We start from the raw sequence: 25,082 nt of genomic DNA on the forward strand, positions 1-25,082 counted from the left end.
AATACCGTTTTTGTGTAGAACAATACAAGAAATGTATCAATGCCCCAGGGGGACAGGCCACTCATGGATCTCGAACCGCGCCTGCTGCGCTATTTCATCGCCGTGGCGGAAGAACGGCATTTCAGCCGGGCCGCCGCGCGCCTGCATATTTCGCAGCCGCCGCTCAGCTACGCCATCCGGCAGCTCGAGGCCACGCTGGGGGTGCGCCTGCTGGAACGCACCAGCCGCCATGTGGCGCTGACCGAAGCCGGCCGGGTGCTGTACCGCGAGGCGCAAGCCTTGTTGCGCCAGTCCGAGGCGGTCGGCACGCTGGTGCAGCGCGTCGACGCCGGCCTGCGCGGGCGCCTGCGCATCGGCTTCGTCGGCTCCATGCTGTACCGCGGCCTGCCGGACCTGCTCGCGGCCATGCGCGCCGCCTTGCCGGATGTCGAGCACGTGCTGACCGAGCTGAATTCGCACGACCAGATCGAAGCCGTGCGGCGGGGCGAGCAGGACCTGGGTTTCATTCACGCCAACCCCGCGCCCGCCGAAGTGCAGACCCTGGACCTGGTGGCCGAGCCGTTCGTGCTGTGCGTGCCGGATACGCATCCGCTGGCGAATCGCCGCCGCGTGTCGCTGCAGGCGCTGGCCCACGACGACTTCATCCTGTTCGCGCGCGCAGCCTCGCCCAGCTATCACGAGACGGTGCTGTCCTTGTGCGTGACGGCCGGCTTCCATCCGCTGATCCGCCATGAAGTCCGGCATTGGCTCAGCGTGGCGGCGCTGGTGTCGCAGGGGCTGGGTGTGTCGATCGTGCCGGCCTGCCTGGCGCGCAGCGGCCTGGCCGGCACGCGCTTCATCGCCTTCGACCACCAGGCGCGCTCGGTCAGCCAGGCGATCTGGGGGCGCGAGATCGATACGCCGCTGCTGCGCACGGCGGTGGAGCTGGTGCGGGCCCAATACGGCCGATGATGCACCGCACGATAAAAAATCGTTGACACGCCATTCGTTCTGTCCGAGCATTTGTCCATACAAAGTGACAAAACAGACAAAGGAGGCAGGCATGGAGGTCGTGGCCGTAGGTCCCAAGCGCTATCGCTTCAGCTTCGGACGGTATCTGGAGGAATTCGAGCTGGGGGCCGTATATGAGCACCGGCCGGGGCGCACCCTGACCGATGCCGACAACATCCAGTTCTCGCTGCTGACGATGAATTTCCATCCGATGCATTGCGACGCCGCGTACGCCGGCCAGAGCGAATTCGGCCGGCTGCTGGTAAACAGCGGCCTGACGGTGGCGGTCGTATTGGGCATGACGGTCGGCGATGTCAGCGGCAAGGCCATCGCCAACCTGGGCTGGAAGGAAATCAACCTGACCGCGCCCGTGTTTGCCGGCGACACCCTGTACGCCGAATCGGAAGTGCTGGAACTGCGCGAATCGCGTAGCCGGCCGACGCAAGGCATCGTCACTACCCGCACGCGCGCCTACAACCAGCACGGCGTGGAAGTGATGAATTTCGTCCGCGCCTGCCTGGTTCCCAAGCGGGGCCATGGCGTGGGCGACCAGTAGGGCCTCTCGCGCGGGTCGCGCCCGCGCCGCATCGCAGTACTCACCAGAGGAGGTATTGCCATGTTTCACCCGCTGTTATGCCGGGCGGCTCTGCTGCTCGCGCTGGCGTCGCCGCTCGCCGCGGGCGCCGTCGAAATGGTGCTGACGTCGGAAGTCGCGGCCTCGCACTGGAAAACCCGCTACATGAATGAATTCGCCGAAGACGTGGCCAAGCGCACCAACGGCGAAGTGCAGGTCAAGGTGTTCCCGGCCTCGCAGCTCTACAACGACCAGGACGGCCTGGCCGCCCTGGGCACGGGCGCCGTGCACATGGTGTGGCCGGTGTCGGTCCGGCTGGAAACGCTGGACCCCGGCCTGGGCTATGTGAACCTGCCGTTCGGGCTGTCGGACCAGAAGATGGAAAACGCCTGCTTCGCCAGCAGTCTCACGGAGTTAATGTCCGATCGCCTGAAGTCGCGCCAGCTGCAAGTGCTGGGCCTGCTGCGTACCGCGGACCTGTTCTTCATTTTCCGCGACCGCGACGTGCGGTCGCTGGCCGACATGGACGGAGCCAAGCTGCGCGTGACGGGCGGGCGCATTTTCCTGGACATGGTGCGCAGCTTCGGCGCCAGCCCGATTTCGATGGCGGCGTCGGAAATGAGCACGGCGCTGGCGCAGGGCGCCATCGATGGTGTGCTGACCTCGCCGGCCGGCTGGGCCGAGATGATCGGCAAGACCGGCAAATATGCCTTCCATGTGCCCGGCATGTCGCTGGCGACATATGCGGTGGTGGCCGACCGGAGCTGGATGGACCAGCTGACGCCGCCGCAGCGCGACGCGGTGGTCGCCAGCCTGGACAGTATTCTCAAGCGCCAATGGGCAGAGGCGCGCGCGGCCGACGCCAAGTTGGTCAGGCAGATGGAGCAGGAGGGCGCCGTCTACCGTGTCGCCGACGGGGCCGCCGCGGCGGAATGGCAGGCGCGCGCCGATACGGCCAAGAAGAGCTACACCGACAAGTACGCCGACGTAGTCCGGCAAGTCGATGCCATCGCCAAGCGCTGCGGAGTCTGACATGGACGAACTGGTCGAGTCGGCGCGGCAATGGGCGCGGGCGCGCCGGCTGCCGCTGGAGGCGGGGGACGTGCCGGACCTGGTGGAGGCGGTGGCCGACTTGGCGGCGGCCGTGGCGGAGGAGGCGGCCGGGCTGGACCCGACGCAGGCCACCGTGCCATTCGGCCAACAGCTGCGGGCGCTCGCTCCGCAGGCATGGCCGGACGCCCCGCCGCCCGCCACGGACGATGGCCGGGACAGCGCGACCCAGGTGCACGCCAGCCTGGCGCAGATCGAACGCGCGCCGCCCGGCCGCCTGGCGTGGGTGGATATCGACGCCGCCGGAGTGCTCGCCGAGGCCGGGCTGCGCGACGCGGAACGGCGCGACGGGCGCGTGCGCGGTCCGCTGCACGGCATGCCGGTAGGCATCAAGGACATGTTCGACTGGCAGGGCCATGCCTGTGGCTGGGGCTCGCCGCTGCGGCGCGACTGCGCGGCGGCGGCCGCCGATGCCACCATCGTGGCGCGCTTGCGCGCCGCCGGGGCGGTCGTGCTGGGCACCCAGCACATGGCCGAGTTCGCCATGTCGCCCACTGGCTGGAACGCCGCCTACGGCCCTGGCCGCAATCCGTGGGATACCGCCAGGGCGTCGGGCGGCAGCTCGAGCGGCGCGGCCATGTCGGTCGCGGCCGGCCATGTGCCGCTGGCCATCGGCTCGGATACCGGCGGTTCGGTGCGCTTGCCCGCCGCGCTGTGCGGGCTGACCGGCCTCAAGCCCTCGCAACATCGCATCAGCATGGCGGGCGCCATGCCGTTGTCCCCCAGTCTGGACTGCATCGGGCCGCTGGCGCATACCGCCGAGCTGTGCGGCCAGGCCTACCGGGCCATGGCGGGGGCCGATGGCGCCGACCTGGCGTGCCTGGACGCCGCCATCAGCGTCGGGACGCTGCCGCGCCGGATCCGCCTGGCGGTGCCGCAGTGGCGCGACGGCGATCCCTTGTCTGCCGGCATGCGCGGCGCGCTGGACGAGGCCGTGCGCGTCTGGCGCGATGCCGGCGTGGAGTGCGTGCCGGTGGCCTCGCCTTATGCGCTGTTGCAGCGCGCCGGCCAGCTGGCGTCCGTCCTGCTGGCGGTGGAGGCGGCCGCCATGCACCAGCGCTGGCTGCGCGAGCGCGGCGGCCAGTACGGCCGCCAGGTGCGCCGCCGCATTGCGCGCGGCCTGTTGGTGCCAGGGGTGGACTACTGCGATGCGCTGCGGTTGCGCGGGCCATTCCTGCGGCGCTACCTGCGCGAAGTGCAGGGCGACGCCGATGCGGTGCTGCTGCCCACCACTCCCGACGTGGCGCCGCCGGTCGAAGACGCGCAGTCCGGCGACCAGGCGCGCCTGGAGCGCGACTTTGCCCTGCTGTCCGCCTGGACGCGCGGCATCAACTACCTGGGCCTGCCGGCCTTGACCGTACCGGTGGGTCTTGGCGCCGGCGGCTTGCCGCTGGGCATGCAACTGGTCGGGCCGCCGCTGGGCGAAGACCGCGTGCTGGCGCTGGGCCGGCTGTTCCAGCAGCTCACCAGCTGGCACCTGCGGCGCCCGGCGGCCAGCAATGACCCGGCCGGCACGATTCACGAAGAGGAGACGACATGAATGCATTCTGGCGCAAGGCCGCGCCGTGGTGCGCCGCGCTGGCCATCGGCTGGGGAGCCCCCGCGGCGGCGGCCGACATGATCATTACCAGCGAAATCCCGCTGGCCACGAACCCCAGCCCCTACATCGAGCAGTTCATCGCCGAGGTCGCCAAGCGCACCGACGGCGCCGTGCAGGGCAAGTATTTCCCGGCCTCGCAGCTTTACAACGACCGCGACGGGCTGGCCGCGCTCGGCACGGGCGCGGTGCATATGGTGTGGCCGGTGACTTCGCGGCTGGAACAGTTCGATGCGCGGGCCGGCCTGGCCAGCCTGCCGTTCGCCCTGACGACCGAGGAAATGACCAATGCCTGCTTCGCCGACGCATTCACGCGCATGATTTCGGGTTACCTGGAGCCGCGCGGCATGCAGGTGCTGGGCTTCCTGCGCACCGCCGATCTCATTTTCCTGATGAAAGACCGCGACATCCGGACGGTGGCCGACTTGAAAGGCCAGAAGGTGCGCGTGATCGGCGGACAGATCATGCTGGACGCGATGCGCGCCGTGCAGGCCAGCCCGATCTCGATGTCCGCCTCGGAAATGTCGGCGGCCCTGTCGCAGGGCGCCATCGATGGCGCCATGACATCGCCGGCGGGATGGGTGGACGTGCTGGGCAATACCGCCAGATACGCGACTCTGGCGCCGGGCATGGGCCTGGCCACGTCGGCCGTGACGGTCGACAAGCAATGGCTGGACGGGCTGCCGCAAGCGCAGCGCGCGGCGATCCGCGAGGTGCTGCAGGAAATCATCGCCCGGCAATGGCAGGAAACGGTGGCCAAGGACCGCGCGCTGATCGACCGGATGGTGGCGCAGGGCGGCCACTACCGCGTCATGGCGCCCGCCGAAGTCGAGCAGCTCAAAGAGCGTTTCGTGGCGGCCGGGGCCGGCTTTCGCGGCAAGCACGCCGATGCGGTCGCGCAACTGGAACACATACGCAAGGAGTGCATCCATGATGGCAAGTGAGTTCGATTCGGCCTCGCTGTCGGTGGCGCGGCAGCGGGGCGGGAGCGCCACCCGCGCGGCGCCGGAATTCGGCCGGCTGGGGCGCGCGTCGCGGCTGGTGCTGGCGGTGGCCACCATCCTGGCGCTGGGCGCCACGGCCATCATGATCCTGGAAGGGGTGAGCCGCTACGTGTTCAACGTCAGTTATTTCTGGGCCGAGGAGTCGGTACGCTTCCTGATGGTGTGGGCGTTCTTCCTGACGCTGGGCATCGCCGGGTTCCGCCGGTGCCATATCCGCACCGAACTGCTGGTGCAGCGCCTGCCCGGTGCGGCGCAGCGCGTGGTCTGGCTGTTGTCGTGCGCGGCGGGCATGGCGTTCGCCTTCATCCTGGGCTATTCGTCCATTCCGCAAGTACAGCGCTTCTACGCCATGGGCATGGTGTCCGAGTCTTCACTGGAAGTGCCGATGTGGCTGTTGTTCCTGGCCATGCCGGTGGGCGGCGTGGCCCTGTTCCTGTACTACGCGTGCGCCGCCTGGCATGCATGGCGCTGGGGCGACCCGTTCGCCAGCCCGCCGGCCGATGAGGAGCCGGACGCCGGCGTCGCCGCCGCTCTGACCCGCCAGGAGCCGCTGCTATGACGCTCGCACTTTCCGTAATGGGCCTGCTGGTGCTGCTCGCGCTGGGCGCGCACGTCGGCACGGCCATGGGCCTGGTGTCCAGCGCCATGGTCATGTCGGTCGACGGGGTGCCGCTCACGGTCGTGGCGCAGACCGCCTTCAAGTCGATCAACAGCTACCCGCTGATGGCGATCCCGATGTTCGTGCTGATGGGCAACCTGATGATGCGCGGCAACATCGTCGCCGTGATGATAGAGCTGATCGGCAGCCTGGTGCGCTGCGTGCGCGGCGGCCTGGCGCTGACGGTGATGCTCGCCTGCGTGTTCTTCGCGGCTGTGTCCGGTTCGAGCGTCGGCTCGGCGGCCGCCATCGGCGCCGCCACGGTGGACGGCCTCAAGCGCGAGAACTATCCGCCGCGCTTCTCGGCCGCGCTAGTGGCCGTGGGCGGCACCCTGGGCCTGATGATTCCGCCGTCGCTCGGTTTCATCCTGATCGGCTCCATCGTCGGCCTGCCGGTGGACAAGCTGTTCGTGGCGGGCATCGTGCCCGGCCTGATGGAGGCGGCATTGCTGCTGCTGACCACCGTCTGGCTGACGCGCCGCCATGGCTACGGCGCCACGACCGGCCGGCCCGACCTGGCCGGATTCGCACGGCGCCTGCCGCGCGCCGCCGGCGCGTTGTCGATGCCGGTGCTAGTGCTGGGCAGCATCTATCTGGGCATCTTCACGCCCACCGAGGTGTCGGCGGTGGCGGCGGGCTATGCCGCGCTGCTGTGCGTGGTGCTGTATCGCACCATGAGCTGGCGCGGCGTGTGGCAGGTGTCGCAGGAATCCATCCTGCAATCCACCATGATCTTCATGGTGGTGATGGGCGGCAGCCTGATCGGCTTCATCCTGGCGCGCATGGGCGTGTCGGCCTCGCTGATCGGGTTCATGGAGCGCATGGACATGACGGCCTGGCAGTTCCTGCTGTTGGCCAATGCCGTGCTGCTGGTGCTGGGCATGTTCCTGGACGGCGTGGCGATGATTGTGCTGACCGCGCCGCTGTTGTTCCCCATGGCCACCCACCTGGGCATCGACCCGGTGCATTTCGCCGTGATCATGGTCGCCAACGTCGAGATCGCCACGCTGACCCCGCCCATCGGCCTGAACCTGTTCGTCATGAGCGGCATCGCGCGCATTCCGGTGGAGCAGGTCGCGCGCGGCGTCGTGCCGTTCTACGCGACCCGCCTGGTGTCGCTGGCCCTGATTACCTTCGTGCCCTCGCTGTCGCTGATGCTGGTGACCTGAGGGACGCTCACCGAATCTGGAGACGCACATGAAAGACAATGCAGCTACGCCGGCCGCCGGGGCGGCGGTTTCTGAAACGCTGGCGCGCTACGCGGCCGGCTTCGACGGCGCCCGCATCCCCGAGCGGGTGCGCGAGTGCGCCCGCCTGCTGATGCTGGATTCCATCGGCATCGCTCTGGCTTCGCATGGCTATGATTTCTCGCGCCGCGCGCTGGCGGCCATCGCCGAACTGGACGGGGGCGGCGACAGCGTGGTGATCGGCAGCCCGCTGCGCCTGGATCCGCGCAATGCGGCGCTGGCCAACGGAGTGCTGGTGCATGGGCTGGACTACGACGACACGCACGCGCGCGGCGTGATCCATGCCACCGCGTCGGTGCTGCCGACCGTGCTGGCGCTGGCCGCGCGCGACAACCGTTCCGGCGCCGACATGGTCGCGGCTTATGTGCTGGGCATGGAGGTCGCCACGCGGCTGGGCGCGGTCGCCAAGGGCGGGTTCCACCAGGTCGGGTTCCACCCCACCGGCCTGATCGGCGCCTTCGGCTGCACGCTCGCGGCCGGCTGGCTGCTCGGCCTGGACGCCGCGCAGATGGTGGACGCGCAGGGCATCGCGCTGTCCGTCGCGGCGGGCAGCCTCGAATTCCTCAATGACGGGGCCTGGAACAAGCGCATGCATCCGGGCTGGGCCGCCAACGCCGGCATCACGTCCGCGACGTTCGGCAAGCACGGCTACACCGGCACCCGGCTGGCCTATGAGGGGCGCTTCGGCCTGTACGCCAGCCACCTCGGCGCCACCGGCTACGACCTGGAGCTGGCGACGGCGGACCTGGGCGAACTGTGGGAGGTGGAGCGGGTGTCGGTCAAGCCGCTGCCGGCCTGCCATTTCACGCACGCCAGCGTAGACGCGGCGGTGCGCCTGCACGCCCAGGGCGTGCGTGCGGAGCAGGTGCGCCGCGTCACCGTGCTGGTGCCGGCCGAAGTCGTCAAGACGGTGTGCGAGCCGGAAGCCGCCAAGCGCAAGCCCGCCAACAGCTATGAGGCGCAGTTCAGCATCCCCTATCTGGTCGGGACCGCGCTGTGCAAGGGGCGGCTGACCCTGGACGACCTCGAGGAGGCCGCCCTGCGCGATCCCGCCGTGCTGGCGCTAGCCGCCGTCACCGATTACCGGCATGACCCGGCCAGCGGTTTCCCGCGTCATTACTCGGGCGAAGTCATCGTCGAACTGAAGGACGGCCGCACGCTGCGCGAGCGCGAGGCGGTCAACCGGGGCGCGGAGGACCGCCCGCTGACCGCCGGCGATATCCGCGCCAAGTTTCGCGACAACGCGCTGCGCCAGGTCGCCGAGGCGCGCGCCGAGTCCATCGAGCGTTGCGTGTTGGGCCTGGAGCAGGGCTGGGCCCGCGACCTGGCCGATCAACTGGGGCAAGCCTGAGCGGGCAGCCGCCAACCCATTCTTGAAGGGAGACACCGCATGACCGCGAATGACGAGAGCCAGGAGCAGTTGATCCTGGACATGGTAGGCCGCTTTCTGGAACAGGAGGTGCGTCCGCATGTCTGGCAGTTCGAGCACGACGACATCTATCCCGAGGAGATCGTCGAGAAGATGAAGGCGATGGGCCTGTTCGGCTGCCTCATCGCGCCCGAGTACGGCGGGCTGGGGTTGTCCACCGTGACCTATGCCAAGATCATCGAACGCATTTCGGAAGAATGGATGTCGCTCTCGGGCATCCTGAATTCTCACTTGATCATGGCCGCCGCGGTGCAGCGCAACGGCACGGAGGCGCAGAAGCGCGCCTTCCTGCCGCGCTTCGCCACCGGCGAGCTGCGCGGCGGCATCGGCCTGACCGAACCCGATTGCGGCACCGACCTGCAGGCCATCCGCACGGTGGCGCGCCGCGAGGGCGATACCTATGTGGTGAACGGCACCAAGATGTGGATCACCAACGGCTACTACGGCAACTGCTTCGCCCTGCTGGTCAAGACCGATCCGCAGGCAGAGCCGCGCCACAAGGGCATGAGCCTGTTCATTGCCGAGAAAGGTCCGGGTTTCGCGGTCAGCCGCAAACTGGAGAAGCTCGGCTACAAGGGCATCGATTCGACTGAATTGGTGTTCGAGGACTATCGCATCCCAGCCGACCGGTTGATCGGCGGGGTCGAGGGCCGCGGGCTGCAGATGGTGCTGAATGGGCTGGAACTCGGGCGCATCAACGTGGCGGCGCGCGGCGTGGGCGTGGCGCAGGCGGCCTTGCGCGAATCGGTGAAGTACGCGCAGCAGCGCAAGACGTTCGGCAAGCCGATCTGCGAGCACCAGGCCATCCAGACCAAGCTGGGCGAGATGGCAACCCGCACCGAAGCATCGCGCCTGCTGACCCTGCGCGCCGCGGCGGCCTATGACCGCGGCGAGCGCTGCGACATGGAAGCCGGGATGGCCAAGCTGTTCGCTACCGAGACGGCGGTCGAGAACAGCCTGGAGGCCATGCGCATCCACGGCGGCTACGGCTACTCGAAAGAGTACCTGGTCGAACGTTTCTACCGCGATGCGCCGCTGTTGGTGATCGGCGAGGGCACCAACGAGATGCAGCGCATCATCATTGCCAAGCAACTGGTAGAAAGGAATCGTATATGAGCTTGCCGCTGACAGGGTTGCGCGTCGTCTCTGTGGAGCAGTATGGGGCGGGGCCGTTCGGCACGCAGCATTTGGCCGACCTGGGCGCCGAAGTGATCAAGATCGAGAACCCCCACGACGGCGGCGACGTGGGGCGCGCGGTCGGGCCGCATTATTTCGGGCCGGGCAACAGCCATTTTTACCAAGCCTTCAACCGCAACAAGAAGAGCGTCACGCTGGACTTGAAGACGCCCGAAGGGCAGCAAGTGCTGCGCGACCTGTGCCGCCATGCCGATGCGGTTTTCAATAATCTGCGCGGCGATCTGCCGGGCCGCCTCGGCTTGACCTACGAGGCCATGCGCGAGGTGCGGCCGGATATCGTCTGCGTGCACCTGTCGGCCTATGGACGCGACGGCGAACGGGCCGGCTGGCCGGGCTACGACTACCTGATGCAGGCGGAGGCCGGCTACTTGTCGCTGACAGGCGAGCCTGAAGGGCCGCCATCGCGCTTTGGCCTGTCCATCATCGACCTGATGACCGGCACGACGGCGGCGCTGGGCCTGGTGTCGGCCGTGCTGGGCGCGCGCCAGACCGGCCTGGGGCGCGACGTGGACGTCAGCCTGTTCGACGTGGCGCTGCACAACCTGGGCTACCTGGCCACCTGGTATTTGAACGGCGGCCACGAAACCGGCCGCGCGCCCCGGTCCGGCCATCCGTCGCTGGTGCCCAGCCAGTTGTACCGCACTGCCGATGGCTGGATCTTCATCATGTGCAACAAGGAGAAGTTCTGGCCCTTGCTGGCGCAGGCCATGGGGCATCCCGAGTGGGCAGAACACCCGGACTACCGCAGCTTCCAGGACCGCCTGCGCCACCGCGACCGCTTCAATGCGGAACTGGAGGCGGTCTTCATGACCGACACCACCGGCAACTGGATGAAGCGCTTCGCCGGCCGAGTGCCGGCGGCGCCGGTTTATGATGTAGCGCAGGCGCTGGACAACCCCTTCGTGCAGGCCCGCAATTGCCTGCTCGATGCGCGGGACGACGAAGGCAGAACCATCAAGAACGTGGCCTCGCCGATCCGTTGCCCTGGCGAAGCCCCGCTGGCGCGCGCCGCGCCGGCCATGGGCGCCGATACCGATGCGCTGCTGGCCCAGGCGGGGTATGGGCCCGAGCAGATCGCAAGCCTGAGGAAGAATGCTGTTCTATGACCGTGAAGATCGAAGCGCCGGGAGGCCGTCCGCGATACTTGCAGTTGGCCACCACGCTGGTCAATGAAATCCGCTCCGGCCGCTATCCGGTGGGCAGCCTGCTGCCCACCGAGTTCGAACTGTGCGACCAGTTCGGCGTATCGCGCTTCACCGTCCGCGAGGCTGTCAAGCAGTTGGTCCGGATGGGCCTGGTGACGCGCCAGCCGGGCGTCGGCAGCCGGGTGTTGGCCGAGGCGCCGGTCACCCAATATACACAGACCATGTCGGGCATTACCGACCTGCGTCAATACGCCTACGAGACTTCGCTGGAGATCGAAGGACAGGCCCTCCTGGAGGTGGACGGCGAACTGGCCGACATGCTGGACGCATCGTCCGGCGAGACCTGGCTGCATGTATGGGGGCTGCGCTATACCGAGGCGCACGATGCCCCCATCTGCATGACCGACGCTTACCTGGCGCCCGCGTTCCGCGCCGTCTCCGGCATTCACGGTCGCATGACGCGGGCGCTGTATGCCGTGCTGGAAGAAGAGTTCGACGTGCAGATCAAGACCGTGCACCAGGATATCCGGGCCGTGGTGCTGGATGCGGCCACCGCCAGGCGCCTGGCGGCCGAGCCGGGCTCGGCCGGCCTACGGCTGGAGCGCCGCTACCTGGATGCGCGCGATGCGCTGGTCGAGCTGGCCGTCAGCGTGCACCCGGCCGACCGTTTCAGCTACCGGGAGTCGTTCCGCCGCGACTGGCAGGTGCCGGCGTGAGGGTTTCGGCGGGCGGGACGCTGGCCATCACACTGGCCGTGCAGGCGCTGGTCTCGGCCGCCGCGCTGGTGGTGCCGGTGTTGGCGCCGGTGCTGAGCACCTCGACCGGCATGAGCGCCGAGTCGGTCGGCGTATATGTCGCCCTGATCTACATTGGCGCGATGGCGGGCAGCCTGATGGCCGGCGGATGGATCGCGCGCCATGGCGCCATCCGCGCCAGCCAGTGGGGCCTGGTGCTGTGCGCGCTGGGGCTGGCGTGCAGCTTGTCCGGCCATGTCGCCTTGCTGGCCGTGGGCGCGGTGCTGCTGGGGCTGGGCTACGGGCCGATCACGCCGGCCAGCTCGCATCTGCTGATCCAGACGACGCCGCCACAACGGATGTCGTTCGTGTTCTCCGTCAAGCAGACCGGCGTGCCGCTCGGCGGCGTGCTGGCCGGGCTGTTGGCGCCCAAGCTGGAAATCGCCATCGGCTGGCGCGGCGCCGTGCTGGCGGCGGCGCTGGCATGCCTGGCTTGCGCCGCCCTGGCGCAGAGCGTGCGCGGCATGCTGGACGCGGACCGCAATCCGGCCCGGCGCGCCGGCCTGGGCGACTTGCGCGCGCCGCTGGCCCTGATTTTCTCGCGGCGCCCGCTGGCGCTGCTGGCCGGCGCCTCGCTGTGTTTTTCGGCCATGCAATGGTCATTCAGCGCCTACGTCGTGACTTATCTGCATGACAGCCTGGCCTATACCCTGGTGGCCGCGGGCTTGATGCTGTCGCTGGGGCAGGTGGCCGGCGTAGGCGGACGCCTGCTGTGGGGCTGGTGCGCCGACCGCTACCTGGGGGCGGTCCGCATGCTGGCTGTCCTGGCCTTGCTCATGGTGCTGGGAACCCTGGCGCTGGCGCTGCTGCCGGCTGGGGCGCCAGTGCCGGCGGTGGCCCTGGCGCTGATGGTGCTGGGGGCGGCCGCGGTCGGCTGGAACGGTGTCTACCTGGCCGAAGTGGCGCGCCAGGCGCCGGCCGGCAAGGCCGGCCTGGCCACTGGCGGGGCGCTTACGTGCACGTTTCTGGGCGTGGTGCTGGGGCCCCCGCTGTTCGGCGCCATTGCCGCCCAGCTCGACAGCTATCGCATTGCCTTCCTCATCATCGTCATTCCGGCGTTGTTGTTCGGCCTGCTGCTAGTCAGCCAACGGCGCCGGTTTGCCTCCCGGGAGCCCGCCGCTCATGAATCGTCTGCGTAGCCTGCTGTTCGTCCCTGGCGATCGTCCGGAGCGGTTCGACAAGGCCATGGCGGCCGGCGCCGATGCGGTCGTGCTCGACCTGGAAGACGCCGTCCTGCCCGCCGCCAAGCCGCTGGCGCGGCGCGCCGTGGCCGACTGGCTGGCGGCATCCGGCGCGGCCGTGATGGTGCGCGTCAACGGCGCCGGCACGCCCTGGTTCGACGACGACCTGCGCGCGCTGCGACAGGCCGGCGGCCGCGCAGTGATGCTGCCCAAAGCGGAGGATCCGGCGGTCCTGGCCGGCGTCGGGCAGCAGCTCGGCGCGGCGGTGACGCTGTTCCCATTGATCGAGACCGCGTGGGGCGTCGAGCGGTCGCGCGAACTGGCGCGCGCGCCGGGCGTGGGCCGCCTGGTGTTCGGCAGTGTGGATTTTGCCCGCGATACCGGCATACAGGCCGAGGCCGGCTGGCTGCCTGCCCGCGTGGCCTTGGTGATGGCGTCGCGCCTGGCCGGGTTGGCCGCGCCGATCGACGGCACGGCGCTGCAATGGGCCGACGCATCGGCCCTGCAGGCCGAAGCCGAAGCGGCGCGGCGCCTGGGATTCGGCGGCAAGCTGTGTATTCACCCGCGCCAGGTCGAGCCCGTCAATCGCGGGTTCGTGCCATCGGACGAAGAGCTCTCCTGGGCGCGCCGCGTGGCGCGCGCGGTGGCCGAGGGCGGACGCGGCGCCATGACCGTGGATGGCAAGCTGGTGGACAAGCCGCTGCACGACCTGGCGCTGGCCTGGCTGGCGCAGGCAGGCGGCGATTCCCGCGCGCCGGGGCCGGAGACTCCGCGGGACTGATGCGGCCGGCCGTCAGGGGGCGGGATCCGGCGGCTGGCGCATGTAGCCGGCCGCCAGGGCGTCGGACACGCGTTGCGCATAGCGCTGCATGATGCGCGCAATGTTCTCGAGGTTCTTCGTCTTGAGTCTCTGCATCGGCCCGGTGACTCCCAGGCTGTAGACCACGCCCAGGTGCGGCACGTGCACTGGCACGCCAAGCGCGGCCAGGCCTTCGTCGATCTCCCCTATGCAAGTGGCATAGCCCTGCCGCCGCACTTGTTCGTATTCCTGCAGGATCTGCGCCGGATCGGTGCGCGTGTTCGCTGTCAGCACGGGTAGCGGCTCGGCCAGCGCCGCCTGGATTACGGCATCGGGCTGAAAGGCGAGTATCGCCTTGGCCGATGCGGCCGCGTGTGGCGCCATCCCCTTTCCTGGCAGGACGAAGCCGCGCCAGGGTGTGTCCGGCGCTTCCATCAGGATAGAGGATACGCGGTGCCCGGCATGCAGCTTGGCCAAGTAGCAGGTTTCGTCGGTTTCGGCCGCCAGGTCGGCCAGGTGCGGTTTGACGACGGCGGCCACCCATTCGGTATTCGCGCCGGTATAGGCCAGGCGGCGCACCCGGTTGCCCAGGACATACGTGCCGCCGGACGCCACGTCGACGAGTTGTGAATCCTGCATGGTTCCCAGCAGCCGATGAGCGCTGGTCTTGGGCAGCGCGAGCATCCGCGCGATATCGCTCAACCCGAGCCCGTCCGGGAAGGAGGCCAGTAGCTCAAGGATGCGCACATAGCGTTCTAGAGGAGGAAGTTTGGAGGCTTGGCTCATTGGTCAGTCCTTGCTGGCGCATTGTAGGGCGGCGCAAGCGGGCTTCCCGGGAAAACCCGATCTTGCCCGGCGCTTGGTAGCATCGCTATCATACCGAAAAACAGTACTATGTTCCGAAAAACGGAACATCCCAGGGGGATGTTGCCCCGCCTTCGTTGTGATCGCCAACAGGAGCGCAGCAATATGTCAGTGCCTACTTTCCGTCTCTACGCTTGCCGCCGCCTGGCGGCCCTCATGCTGGCTGGCCTGGCTGGCACAGCCTGCGCCCAGGATGTCCTGGTGGGCGCCACCGTGCCCATGACCGGTCCGCTGTCCTTGACCGGCAAGCAATATCTCAATTCGCTCAAGCTGGCGGAAGAAGACATCAACAAGGCCGGCGGAGTGCAGGGCAAGCCGGTCAAATTCATATTCGAGGACGCGCAGGCCTCCAACGGGACGGCGGTCAACGCATACGTGAAGCTGGTGCAGGAACACAAGCCTGCCTTCACCTTCTTGACCAGCTACAGCACCCAGAACATCGCCGTGGCGCCCGAGGTGGCCAAGGCGGCCATTCCCGCCATGTATGCCGGCGGCGCCGATGCCGTGGCGGAGCTGGGCAATCCCTGGATGTTCCGTATCCGGCCGGAAGACAGCACCGCTGCCATCGCCATGGCCCGCTTCGTCAAGGACCAGCTCAAGCTGGCCAAGCCGGGCATCATCTACATCCAGAACGATTTCGGCCAGGGCGGCGCCAATGCGGCCGCCGCATTCCTGAAAGAACAAGGCATCGAGGCGGCGGGCATGGAGGCCTACGGCCAGAATGACAAGGACATGTCGGCGCAGCTCCTCAGCCTGAAGAACAAAGGCGCCGATGTGATCCTGGCTTTCGTCTATCCGCAGGACGGCGCCATGCTGCTGCGGCAGATCAAGATGCTGGGCATCAAACAGCCGGTGGTCGCTTCGTCCGCCGCATTCGTGCCGGCGGCCATGCAGTTGCTGTCGCCGCGCGACCTGCAAAACGTCTGGGGCGTGATCGACACCTACCTGCCCGCTACGGAGAAGGGCAAGGCCTATGCGGAGCGCTACAAGGCGCAATTCTCGATGGACGCCGATCCCTATGGCGCGGCCTATTACGACGGCGCCATGTTGATGGCCCGCGCGATCAACGAGGTCGGCACGGACGCCCGCAAACTGCAGGCCTACCTGAAGGAGGTGAAGGACTATCAAGGGGTGTCGCACGTGTACAGCTTCGATGAGCAGGGCAACGGCGTGCACGATGTCGCAGTGGTGAAGTTCGCCGACGGCACCAAGGATATGCAGTTCATCGACGCTATCAAGGTGAAATGAGCATGGCGGCCGCGAGCAGGGGACTGCCATGCAGGAACTGATACAACTGCTGGTCAATGGAGTCGCGCTGGGCAGCGTCTATGCCCTGGCCGCCTTGGGCTTCGTCATTGTGTATTCGGCCACCAGCGTGGTGAACTTCGCCGCCGGCCAGTTCGTGATGCTGGGGACCTTCTTCGGCGTCACGACCATCATCCAGGCGCAGTGGCCGGCGGCCCTGGCGTATCCGGCAGCGATCGCCATGATGGCGGCCTTCGGCCTGCTGTTCTATGCGCTGGTGCATCTGCCGCTGCAGAACCGGCCGGTGGTGTCGGTAATCATCGGCACGGTCGCGGCCGGCATCGCCATGCAGAATGGCGCGCTGCTGATCTGGGACGCCTGGCCGTTCCGCGTGCCGTCGCCGTTTGGCGACGGCACGGTCGGCATCGCCGGCAGTGTCATCACGGTCCATGCGCTGGCCACGATAGGTATCACGCTGCTGCTCATCGTCGGGCTGTACGCGCTGCTGCACCGCACCGCGATCGGTCGCTCGATGCGCGCCGTCGCGCAGGACGTGGAAACGGCACGACTGATGGGTCTGCGCGTGCGGCTGCTGCTGGGCTTTGCCTGGCTGCTCGCCGCGGTATTCGCGGGCTTCGCCGGCCTGCTGGTCGGCCCGATGTGGTTCGCCGACGTGAATATGGGCGATGCCGTGGCGCTCAAGGCGTTCGCGGCCACCATCATCGGCGGATTCGGCAGCGTGCCGGGTGCCATCGCCGGCGGCTTGATGGTGGGCCTGATCGAGATCCTGGGCGCCGCCTATCTGTCTTCCACCTACAAGGATCTGCTGGCCTTCGGGATCATGATTCTGTTCCTGCTGGTCAGGCCGCAAGGCATTTTCGGCGAGCGCATCGCCGACCGGGGATGAAGATGAAAAAATCCCAATTGCTGTGCGGCCTCGCCGTGCTGGTGCTTGCCGCGCTGCTGCCGCTCTTCATGCAGGGCTATGGCAACCGCCTCATGAACACGGCGTTGATATCGGCCATCGCCGTGATCGGCCTGAACTTCGTGTTCGGCTATGCCGGCCTCATCTCCCTGGCTCACGCAGCCTTCGTCGGCATCGCAGCGTACATCGTCGCCATTCTGACTACGGCTCATGGTTGGAGTCCGTGGCTGGCCGCGCTGTTGGCGATCGCCGCGACGTGCTTGTGCGCCTATATCGCGGGGCGCATCTTGCTGCGCCTGAAGGGGCATTATCTGGCACTCGCCACGCTGGGCTTGAACGTCAGCTTCACGATCGTCGCGTCGAACTGGCTGGATGTCACCGGCGGCACCAACGGGATATCCGGCATTCCATCGCTCAGTCTGGCGGGCGTCCCGCTGGATGACGAGCGCAGCTTCTATTGGTTTGCATTGGCGGTACTGACTCTGTTGGCCGGGCTGGCCACCCGGGTGCGCCATTCGCACGCCGGAAGGGCCCTGATGGCGGTGCGCGACGACGAGCTGGCCACCGCCATGACCGGCCTGCCCGTCACGCGGATCAAAGTGGCGGCCTTTACGCTGGGCGCAGCGTACGCCGCCGTCGCCGGCTGCCTGTTCGCCTTCCATATCCGCTTCGTTTCGCCGGAAGACTTCAATTTCTCGCATTCCATCATTTACCTGGCGATGCTGATCGTCGGCGGCGAGGGCAGTATTGTCGGGGCGGTGCTGGGCGCGGTCGGCGTGACCCTCTTGCCGGAATTGCTGCGCGGCGTGGGCAATGCCTACATGCTGGTGTTCGGCGTGCTGGTGCTGGTCATCCTGGTGGTGCTGCCGCGCGGGCTGATCAGCCTGGCGCAGCCGGCTACGTATCGCGGTCTGCGCCGACGTCAAGGCACCGGGGCCGCGACCGCGGGCCATGGAGGGCGTTCATCATGACGCTCATGCGCGTACAGGGAGTCAGCAAGCGCTATGGCGGCGTACAGGCGCTGTCCGATGTGAGCCTGGACATCGAGGCCAATCAGTTCTACGCGATCATCGGGCCGAACGGCGCGGGCAAGAGCACGTTGTTGAATGTCATGACCGGACTGGTGCAGCCCTCTTCGGGCCAGATCAGTTTCGATGGGGAGACGCTTACTGGCAGGGCCACGCATGACATCATCCGGGCTGGAATCGGGCGCATCTTCCAGAGCGGCCGATTGTTCACCCGGCTGACCGTGCTGGAGAACGTCATGCTGGGCGCCGCCATGCGGGACTCGCGCTCGCTGGCCGGCATGCTGCTGCGGCCGGCGTCCACGCTTGCCCGCGAGCGCGCCGCGCGCGAGGCGGCCTACGAGACACTGCGTCAGTTCGGCCTGCAAGAGCTGGCCGGCCGCGCCATAGGGTCGTTGTCATACGGCAATCGCCGCATGGTCGAGATGGCCCGGGTCATGGTCGCCCAGCCTCGCATGCTGTTGCTGGACGAACCGGCAGCGGGCCTGAACTCCGGCGAGGTCGAGCAGCTCATGGCGCTGTTGCGGCGCCTGCGCGAGACGCATCGCCTGACCGTGGTGCTGATCGAGCACAACATGGGCATGGTGATGCGGCTGGCCGAACGCGTGGCGGTATTGAATTTCGGCGCCAAGCTGGCCGAAGGCACGCCGGCCCAGGTGCAATCGGATCCGGCGGTGCTCGAAGCCTATCTGGGAGGAGGCTACCAACATGTTGAAGTGTAGCAACCTGGGCGCCGCCTACGGCGACATCGTGGCGCTGCGTGGCATCGACCTGGAAGTGAAGGCGGGCGAGGCCGTGGCGCTGATAGGCGTCAACGGCGCGGGCAAGACGACATTGCTGCGGGCCATCTCGGGCCTGCTGCCGACGACTGGCGAATTGAGTTTCGATGGCCGTCCGCTCGCCACGGTGCCGGTGCAGCAGCGGGTACGGGCCGGGATCGCGCATGTGCCCGAAGGCCGGCGCATTTTCCCGGGCCTGACTGTGCGTGAGAACCTGGAGGTCGGCGCGACCGTGCGAGGCCGCGGCCCGCGCCTCGGCGAGGATTTCGAGCGCGTGTACGACTTGTTCCCGCGGCTGAAGGAGCGCGCCGGCCAGCTGGGCTGGTCGCTGTCGGGCGGCGAGCAGCAGATGCTCGCCATCGGCCGCGCGCTGATGGCCAGGCCGAGGCTGCTGTTGCTGGACGAGCCTTCGCTCGGCTTGGCGCCGCGCCTGGCGGAAGAGGTCTATGCGCGCATCGCCCGCATCAACGAAGGCGGCATGACGGTTCTGCTGGTCGAGCAGAACACGGTCCTGGCGCTGGGCGTGGCCGACCGCGGCTATGTCATCGAGAACGGCAGCATCGTATTGGCCGACACGGCCGACACGCTTCGTCATCATCCGCGGGTCCGGGATGCCTACCTGGGCCGTTAACCCCTGTCTACGAGAAACCATGTACCCCGATTCTTCTTCCCGGTCGCAGGCGCTGCATACGCGCGCCAAGCGCAGTCTGCCAGGCGGCAATACCCGTACGACGGTCTATTTATCCCCATATCCGGTCTATGCGGCGCGGGGCGCAGGCTGCCGCGTGCATGATGTCGACGGCAATGTGCTGATCGACTGCATCAACAACTTTACCGCCCTGATCCATGGTCATGCCCATCCGGCGCTGGCCGCTGCCGCACATCGCCAGATCGATCTGGGCACTTCGTTCGGCATGCCTACCGAAAGCGAGATCATGCTTGCCGAGCTGCTGGCCGAGCGGGTGCCGGGCATCGAGCAGGTGCGTTTCACGAACTCCGGCACCGAAGCCGTCATGATGGCGCTGAAAGCGGCGCGCGCCTACACCGGCCGGCCGAAGATCGCCAAGGTCGAGGGCGCCTATCACGGATCCTACGACTATGCCGAGATCAGCCTGGATGCCGCGCCAGACAACTGGGGAGATGCTGTCCCGGCCTCGGTGCCCTACGCGCGAGGCACGCCGCAGGGGGTGCTGGCCGACGTGGTGGTATTGCCGTTCAACGACTGCGAGGCCACCGAGGCATTGTTGCGCCGGCACGGCGCCAGCTTGGCCGGCGTGCTGGTCGACCTGCTGCCCAATCGCGTCGGCTTGATCCCCGCTACGCCAGCTTATCTGGAAATGCTGCGCCGCGTGACCCGCGAACTGGGCATTCTGCTGATCGTCGACGAGGTCATCAGCTTGCGGCTCGGCCCGGGTGGCGCGCAGGCGCGCCTGGGTGTACAGCCCGACTTGACCACGGTGGGCAAGATCATGGGCGGCGGCTTCCCGGTCGGCGGCGTGGGCGGGCGCGCCGATGTGATGGCAGTGTTCGATCCCTCCGGCGGGCGGCCTGCGGTGCCGCATGGCGGCACATTCTCGGCCAATCCCGTGTCGATGGTGGCCGGCCTGGCGGCGATGCAATTGCTCGACGGAGAGGCCTACCAGCGGCTCGACCGCCATGGCGAGATGTTGCGCCAGGGCCTGAATCGGGCGTTCGCCGATGCCGGCGTGGCCGGACAGGCCACCGGACTGGGCTCGCTGATCAAACTGCACTTGAAAGCTGCGCCGATCGCCAATTACCGCGATGCATTCCCCACGCCCGAACAGGGCCGGGCGATGGCGCGCTTCAATCGCGAAATGCTGAACCGGGGAATCCTGATGGCCGGCTATGGCCTGATGGCGCTGTCCACGCCCATGCAGGACGCGGATATCGAGCAGATTGTGCAGGCCGCCCATGAAGCGCTGATGGCATTGCGCCGCGAAGAGGTGCTGTGATGGCCGTAACCGCAGGCATCGACGTAGGCGGTACCTTTACCGACTTGATCCTGGTCGACGACGAGACCGGTACGGTCAGAATATCGAAAGTACCCAGTACGCTGGATAACCAGGCCTATGGGGTGCTCGAAGCACTGCGCCGCACCGAGGTGCCGCTGGCTCGCGTGGACAGCATCGTCCACGGCACCACCACGACGACCAACGCCGTGCTGGAACGCAAGCTGGCGAAGGTGGCGCTGATCACCACCGAGGGGTTCCGCGATATTCTGGAGCTGGGCAGGCGCACCCGGCCGCAGGCTTATGGGTTGACTGGCAGCTTCGTGCCCCTGATTCCGCGGGAATTGCGCCGCGAAGTGCCCGAGCGCATGGATGCCGATGGCCGCGTGCTGGTGCCGCTCGACGAAGCGGCGTTCGTCGCGGTGGTGCGCGAACTGGCGCAGGCGGGCGTCGAGGCGCTGGTGATTCATTTCCTGCACAGTTACGCGAATCCCGTCCACGAACAGCGCGCGCTGGAGCTGGCCCGCGAACACTGGCCGAATCAATACATCACGGCCGGGCATACCATCATTTCGGAATTCCGCGAATTCGAGCGCGGCACGGCGGCCGCGGTGAACGCATCGGTGCAGCCCATCCTGGACCGCTACATCGACCGCCTGCAGGGCAGCCTGTCGGCGGCGGGCTTCCGCAGCGACTTGCTGGTGATGCAGGGCAATGGCGGCACCGTGTCGGCGCGGACAGTCTCGCGCATGGCCATCAATACGGTCATGTCCGGCCCCGCGTCCGGCGTAATGGCGGCGGCTTATTCCGGGCGGCTGTCCGGCCACCTCAATCTCATCACATACGACATGGGCGGGACATCCTCCGATGTCGCGCTGATCGAGGGTGGCGTGCCCAAGGTGTCGAGCGAACTGGAACTCGAATACGGCATGCCGCTACACGTGCCGATGGTCGACGTCCATACCGTCGGAGCGGGCGGCGGCTCTATCGCACGGGTCCAGGCCGGCGGCCTGCTGCGGGTCGGGCCCGACAGCGCGGGCGCACGGCCCGGCCCTATCTGCTACGGTCGCGGCGGCGAGCTGCCGACGCTGACCGACGCCAACCTGGTGTTGGGACGTCTCGACCCGCAACGCCTGCTGGCCGTCGATCGGGCCGTGAGCGTGGAAGAGGTGGCGGCGCGCATCGAGGCCACGGTCGGCCGGCCCTTGGGCCTGGACGCCGTGCAGGCCGCCGCCGCCATTCTGCAGATCGGCAATAACAATATGGCGGGCGCCATACGCCTGGTCAGCCTGGCCCGTGGCTACGACCCCCGCGATTTCGCGCTGTTCGCGTTTGGCGGCGCCGGCCCCTTGCACGCGGTGGCGCTGGCCCGTGAACTGGCCATCCCGACGGTGCTCATCCCTGTCCGCCCGGGCCTGACCAACGCATTGGGCTGCCTGGTGGCCGATGTGCGCCACGATTTCGTCAAATCGTTCAATCGTCCGTTGAAGGACCTGGGCGATGATGAGCTGTCGGCCTGCCTGCGCGAGCAGATCGCCCAGGGCCGTGCGGCAATTGAACGTGATGGCATCGCCGTGTCGGAGATACAGGTCTTCCATCACGCGCAGATGCAGTTCCAGGGCCAGAGCCACCTGCTGACGGTGCCTCTGGCATCCGACCAGGCTACCGTGGCGCAGCTGCAGGAGGCGTTCGCGCGCGCCTATTGGCAGCGCTTCCAGGTCGAACTGGCGGAGCTGCGGCCGGTGCTGGTCACGCTGGATACCAGCTTGGTCGGAAAGCGTCATGGGGTGGCGCTTCACAGCTTGCGCAGCGCCGGGTCGGAACGCGCCGAGCCGCGCTTCCGTCGCGTGTGGTTCGGCGACGTGGGCTGGGTCGATACGCCGATCTACGCACGCGAGCAGATTCCGTCCGCCGGGCTGGCGGGCCCCGCGATCGTCGAACAGTTGGACGCCACCATCGTCATCGAGCCCGGAACCAGGGCCTGCGGCGATGATTACGGCAATCTGGTCATCTCTCTCTAAGGCTGCGGCATCTCAATGGCAAGCATCGATCCGGTCACGCTTACCGTCATACAGAGCGGATTGCACCAGGTGTGCAATGAAATGGACCTGGCGCATTGTCGCGCCGCGTTTTCTCCGATTATTTCCGAGTCGCAGGATCGCTCCAACGGCATCTATCATCGCGACTCGGGCGAGCTCATCGCCCAGGGCGAGCTGGGGCTGCCCATCTTCGTGGGCACCATGCAGTTCTCGACCCAGGCGGTCATCGCCCGCGCCAACAACATCGCGCCAGGCGATGTGTTCATGGTCAACGACCCATACCTGGGCGGCACTCACTTGATGGACGTGCGTTTCGTAAAGCCATTCTTCTATCGCGGCAAGTTGTACGCCTGGCTGGCGAACACGGGCCATTGGCCCGACATGGGGGGCATGGTACCCGGGGGCTTTTCGGCGCATGCCACTGAAATAGAACAGGAGGGTTTGCGGCTGCCGCCTGTGAAGCTCTACAAGCAGAATGAGCTCGACCCGGAGATTCTGTCCATCCTGATGTCCAATATCCGGATCGCCGAGCAGCGTATCGGCGATATCAAGGCGCAGGCCGCCGCCCTGGCCATCGGCGAGCGACGCCTGACCCAACTGCTGGACCGCTATGGCCAGGATACCGTCGATACGGCCATCGAAGAGCTCAAGCGGCAGGCGTCGCAACAGACGCGTGCAATCATTGCCTCGATTCCAGACGGCGACTACCGTGGCGAGGCCTATCTCGATTCCGACGGCGTCGAAGACCGTCCCCTGAAGGTGTCAGTGAAGATCCGCAAAGAAGGCGAGCTGATGCACTTCGACCTGGGGGACTCCAGCCCGCCTTGCGCCGGGCCCATGAACAGCGTCATTGCGACGACACGTTCGTCCATCTACCTGGCCATCAAGCACGTTTTCCCGGAGCTGCCTATCAATGCCGGCATGTTCGAGCCGCTGCGAATTGCGGATCCGGAGGGCACGTTCCTGTATGCCCGCTATCCGCGGCCGGTTTCAGGGTGCGCGGCCGAGGTCAGCCAGCGGATCGCCGAGGCGGTATTCGACGCGCTGCAAAAGGCCATTCCACAGCGGTTGTTCGCCGCGCCGGCGGGCACCACGGCGAACCTCGCGATAGGCGGCAACGATCCCCTGCATGACAGGTCGTATGTGATGTACGTGATTTCCGGCGGCGGCTACGGCGGCCACCCGGGCGGGGACGGGTTGACCAACGGCTGCTCCACGATAGGCATTTCGAAGGCGGCACCGGTCGAGGTGCAGGAGCAGTTGTACCCGGTGCTGTTCGAGCGCTACGCGATTCATGAGGGTTCGGGTGGCAAGGGCCAGTTTCGCGGGGGGATGGGAATCCACTACCGGATCCGGCTGCGCGCCGGATCGGCGCGGGCTTCCATGGTGATGGACCACGGGAAATTCGGTCCGCCAGGCGCGGCCGGCGGGCGGGAGGGCGGGCGCACGCGTGTGACCGTCTACCGCAACGGCGATGCCTATGTGCCGCCGCACGTGTCGAAGGATCAGGGGATCGTGATGCAGGCCGGTGATGTCATCGAGGTCTATACCCCCGGCGGCGGCGGCTACGGCGACCCGGCCAGGCGCTCGCCCGAGGCGCTCGAGTACGACCGGCGCCAGGGCTATTATCCGGAATCCGCCGGCTGGTAGCTACCGGAACACCACCGTCTTGCCGCGATTGAGCACCACGCGGTGCTCGACGTGGCTGCGCACGGCGCGGGCCAGCACCAGCGATTCGACGTCGCTGCCGACCTGGGTCAGGTCCTGCGCCGTCATGGTGTGGTCCACCCGCTCGATGTCCTGCTCGATGATCGGGCCTTCGTCCAGGTCGGAGGTCACGTAGTGCGCCGTGGCGCCGATGATCTTCACGCCGCGCGCGTGTGCCTGGTGGTAGGGACGGGCGCCCTTGAAGCTGGGCAGGAAGCTGTGGTGGATGTTGATGGCGCGGCCGGCCAGCGCCCGGCACATGTCGGGCGACAGGATCTGCATGTAGCGCGCCAGCACGACCAGGTCGATCGATTCGCGCTCGACCAGGGCCAGCACTTGTTGTTCCTGCTCGGACTTGGTCTCGGGGCTGACCGGCAGGTGGTGGAACGGGATGCCATACGAGCCGGCCAGGCCGGCGTAGTCGTTGTGGTTGGACACGATGGCGGCGACCTCGGCGCGCAGCTGGCCGCTGCGCACGCGGAACAGCAGGTCGTTCAGGCAGTGCCCCTGCTTGCTGACCATGATGAGCAGGCGCGCCTTGCGCCGCGCATCGTGGATCTGCCATTCCATCGCGTAGTCGCCGGCCAGGGCGGCGAACTGCTCGCGCAGGCTGCCCTCGGGCACCGCGGCCGGCAGGTCGAAGTGCACGCGCAGGAAGAAGCGGCCGGTTTCCTCGTCGCCGAATTGCTGCGAATCCAGGATGTTGCAGCCCAGTTCGAACAGCAGGCCGCTGACGCGGTAGACGATGCCGGTGCGGTCGGGGCAGGACAGGGTCAGGATGTAGTCGTTATGCTGCATGATCT

23 protein-coding genes are annotated in these 25,082 nt (G+C 67.5%); 21 read left to right on the forward strand and 2 right to left on the reverse strand.

Going from position 1 to position 25,082, the window contains the following annotated elements:
* Window positions 1–63: 63 nt before the first annotated feature.
* The 13 genes from CAL24_RS04250 to CAL24_RS04310 all read left to right on the forward strand — a co-directional run bounded on the left by CAL24_RS04250 (window position 64) and on the right by CAL24_RS04310 (window position 13,707).
* A complete protein-coding gene (locus CAL24_RS04250) occupies window positions 64–951 on the forward strand; it encodes a LysR family transcriptional regulator (RefSeq protein ID WP_094805810.1) in 888 nt (295 codons plus the stop codon).
* Between the two features lie 91 nt (window positions 952–1,042).
* Window positions 1,043–1,546, forward strand: coding sequence for a MaoC family dehydratase (locus CAL24_RS04255; protein ID WP_094805811.1), 504 nt, complete (start codon window positions 1,043–1,045; stop codon window positions 1,544–1,546).
* A gap of 60 nt (window positions 1,547–1,606) precedes the next feature.
* On the forward strand, window positions 1,607–2,596 hold the full coding sequence (gene dctP / locus CAL24_RS04260; protein ID WP_094805812.1) for a TRAP transporter substrate-binding protein DctP: 990 nt from the start codon (window positions 1,607–1,609) through the stop codon (window positions 2,594–2,596).
* A 1-nt stretch (window position 2,597) separates the two neighbouring features.
* Window positions 2,598–4,214 (forward strand): amidase, encoded by a 1,617-nt coding sequence (locus CAL24_RS04265; RefSeq protein WP_094805813.1) that lies wholly within the window; start codon window positions 2,598–2,600, stop codon window positions 4,212–4,214.
* Window positions 4,211–5,215 carry a TRAP transporter substrate-binding protein DctP gene (gene dctP, locus CAL24_RS04270; protein ID WP_094805814.1) on the forward strand — a complete coding sequence of 335 codons (1,005 nt, stop codon included), beginning with the start codon at window positions 4,211–4,213 and terminating at the stop codon, window positions 5,213–5,215. The genes CAL24_RS04265 and dctP (CAL24_RS04270) overlap by 4 nt, the downstream gene beginning before the upstream one ends.
* Window positions 5,202–5,834 carry a TRAP transporter small permease gene (locus tag CAL24_RS04275; RefSeq protein ID WP_170947023.1) on the forward strand — a complete coding sequence of 211 codons (633 nt, stop codon included), beginning with the start codon at window positions 5,202–5,204 and terminating at the stop codon, window positions 5,832–5,834. The genes dctP (CAL24_RS04270) and CAL24_RS04275 overlap by 14 nt, the downstream gene beginning before the upstream one ends.
* Window positions 5,831–7,102, forward strand: a complete 1,272-nt coding sequence (locus CAL24_RS04280) for a TRAP transporter large permease (RefSeq protein ID WP_094805815.1) — start codon at window positions 5,831–5,833, stop codon at window positions 7,100–7,102. The genes CAL24_RS04275 and CAL24_RS04280 overlap by 4 nt, the downstream gene beginning before the upstream one ends.
* A gap of 28 nt (window positions 7,103–7,130) precedes the next feature.
* The gene (locus CAL24_RS04285; RefSeq protein WP_094805816.1) at window positions 7,131–8,531 is read left to right on the forward strand and encodes an MmgE/PrpD family protein; all 1,401 of its coding nucleotides are present in this window, start codon (window positions 7,131–7,133) and stop codon (window positions 8,529–8,531) included.
* 39 nt (window positions 8,532–8,570) lie between these two features.
* On the forward strand, window positions 8,571–9,725 hold the full coding sequence (locus CAL24_RS04290) for an acyl-CoA dehydrogenase family protein (protein WP_094805817.1): 1,155 nt from the start codon (window positions 8,571–8,573) through the stop codon (window positions 9,723–9,725).
* Entirely contained in the window at window positions 9,722–10,912 is a 1,191-nt protein-coding gene (locus CAL24_RS04295) for a CaiB/BaiF CoA transferase family protein (protein WP_094805818.1), read from the forward strand. Before CAL24_RS04290 ends, CAL24_RS04295 begins: the two co-directional genes overlap by 4 nt.
* Window positions 10,909–11,667 carry a GntR family transcriptional regulator gene (locus CAL24_RS04300; protein WP_094805819.1) on the forward strand — a complete coding sequence of 253 codons (759 nt, stop codon included), beginning with the start codon at window positions 10,909–10,911 and terminating at the stop codon, window positions 11,665–11,667. The genes CAL24_RS04295 and CAL24_RS04300 overlap by 4 nt, the downstream gene beginning before the upstream one ends.
* A complete protein-coding gene (locus tag CAL24_RS04305; protein WP_094805820.1) occupies window positions 11,664–12,884 on the forward strand; it encodes an MFS transporter in 1,221 nt (406 codons plus the stop codon). The genes CAL24_RS04300 and CAL24_RS04305 overlap by 4 nt, the downstream gene beginning before the upstream one ends.
* A complete protein-coding gene (locus CAL24_RS04310; RefSeq protein ID WP_094805821.1) occupies window positions 12,868–13,707 on the forward strand; it encodes an HpcH/HpaI aldolase/citrate lyase family protein in 840 nt (279 codons plus the stop codon). The genes CAL24_RS04305 and CAL24_RS04310 overlap by 17 nt, the downstream gene beginning before the upstream one ends.
* Window positions 13,708–13,719: 12 nt before the next feature.
* On the opposite strand, the gene CAL24_RS04315 is transcribed toward CAL24_RS04310, so the two are convergent.
* A complete protein-coding gene (locus tag CAL24_RS04315) occupies window positions 13,720–14,511 on the reverse strand; it encodes an IclR family transcriptional regulator (RefSeq protein ID WP_094805822.1) in 792 nt (263 codons plus the stop codon).
* 183 nt (window positions 14,512–14,694) lie between these two features.
* Between CAL24_RS04315 and CAL24_RS04320 the strand changes: the two genes are divergently transcribed.
* From CAL24_RS04320 to CAL24_RS04355, 8 genes are read left to right on the forward strand one after another with little or no spacing between them, the layout of a single operon-like run.
* On the forward strand, window positions 14,695–15,837 hold the full coding sequence (locus CAL24_RS04320) for an ABC transporter substrate-binding protein (protein ID WP_170947024.1): 1,143 nt from the start codon (window positions 14,695–14,697) through the stop codon (window positions 15,835–15,837).
* 28 nt (window positions 15,838–15,865) lie between these two features.
* On the forward strand, window positions 15,866–16,741 hold the full coding sequence (locus CAL24_RS04325; RefSeq protein WP_094805824.1) for a branched-chain amino acid ABC transporter permease: 876 nt from the start codon (window positions 15,866–15,868) through the stop codon (window positions 16,739–16,741).
* Window positions 16,742–16,743: 2 nt separating this feature from the next.
* Complete coding sequence (locus CAL24_RS04330) at window positions 16,744–17,730, forward strand: branched-chain amino acid ABC transporter permease (RefSeq protein WP_170947025.1); 987 nt, start codon at window positions 16,744–16,746, stop codon at window positions 17,728–17,730.
* The gene (locus CAL24_RS04335) at window positions 17,727–18,506 is read left to right on the forward strand and encodes an ABC transporter ATP-binding protein (RefSeq protein ID WP_094805826.1); all 780 of its coding nucleotides are present in this window, start codon (window positions 17,727–17,729) and stop codon (window positions 18,504–18,506) included. Before CAL24_RS04330 ends, CAL24_RS04335 begins: the two co-directional genes overlap by 4 nt.
* Entirely contained in the window at window positions 18,493–19,194 is a 702-nt protein-coding gene (locus CAL24_RS04340) for an ABC transporter ATP-binding protein (protein WP_094805827.1), read from the forward strand. The genes CAL24_RS04335 and CAL24_RS04340 overlap by 14 nt, the downstream gene beginning before the upstream one ends.
* A gap of 19 nt (window positions 19,195–19,213) precedes the next feature.
* Entirely contained in the window at window positions 19,214–20,536 is a 1,323-nt protein-coding gene (locus CAL24_RS04345; RefSeq protein WP_094805828.1) for an aspartate aminotransferase family protein, read from the forward strand.
* Window positions 20,536–22,554, forward strand: coding sequence for a hydantoinase/oxoprolinase family protein (locus tag CAL24_RS04350; protein WP_094805829.1), 2,019 nt, complete (start codon window positions 20,536–20,538; stop codon window positions 22,552–22,554). Before CAL24_RS04345 ends, CAL24_RS04350 begins: the two co-directional genes overlap by 1 nt.
* A gap of 15 nt (window positions 22,555–22,569) precedes the next feature.
* The gene (locus tag CAL24_RS04355) at window positions 22,570–24,222 is read left to right on the forward strand and encodes a hydantoinase B/oxoprolinase family protein (protein WP_094805830.1); all 1,653 of its coding nucleotides are present in this window, start codon (window positions 22,570–22,572) and stop codon (window positions 24,220–24,222) included.
* On the opposite strand, the gene purU is transcribed toward CAL24_RS04355, so the two are convergent.
* Complete coding sequence (gene purU, locus CAL24_RS04360; protein ID WP_094805831.1) at window positions 24,223–25,077, reverse strand: formyltetrahydrofolate deformylase; 855 nt, start codon at window positions 25,075–25,077, stop codon at window positions 24,223–24,225.
* Window positions 25,078–25,082 lie beyond the last annotated feature (5 nt).

Origin of the sequence: Bordetella genomosp. 2 (assembly GCF_002261345.1) — a bacterium.
Lineage (GTDB): Bacteria > Pseudomonadota > Gammaproteobacteria > Burkholderiales > Burkholderiaceae_B > Bordetella_A.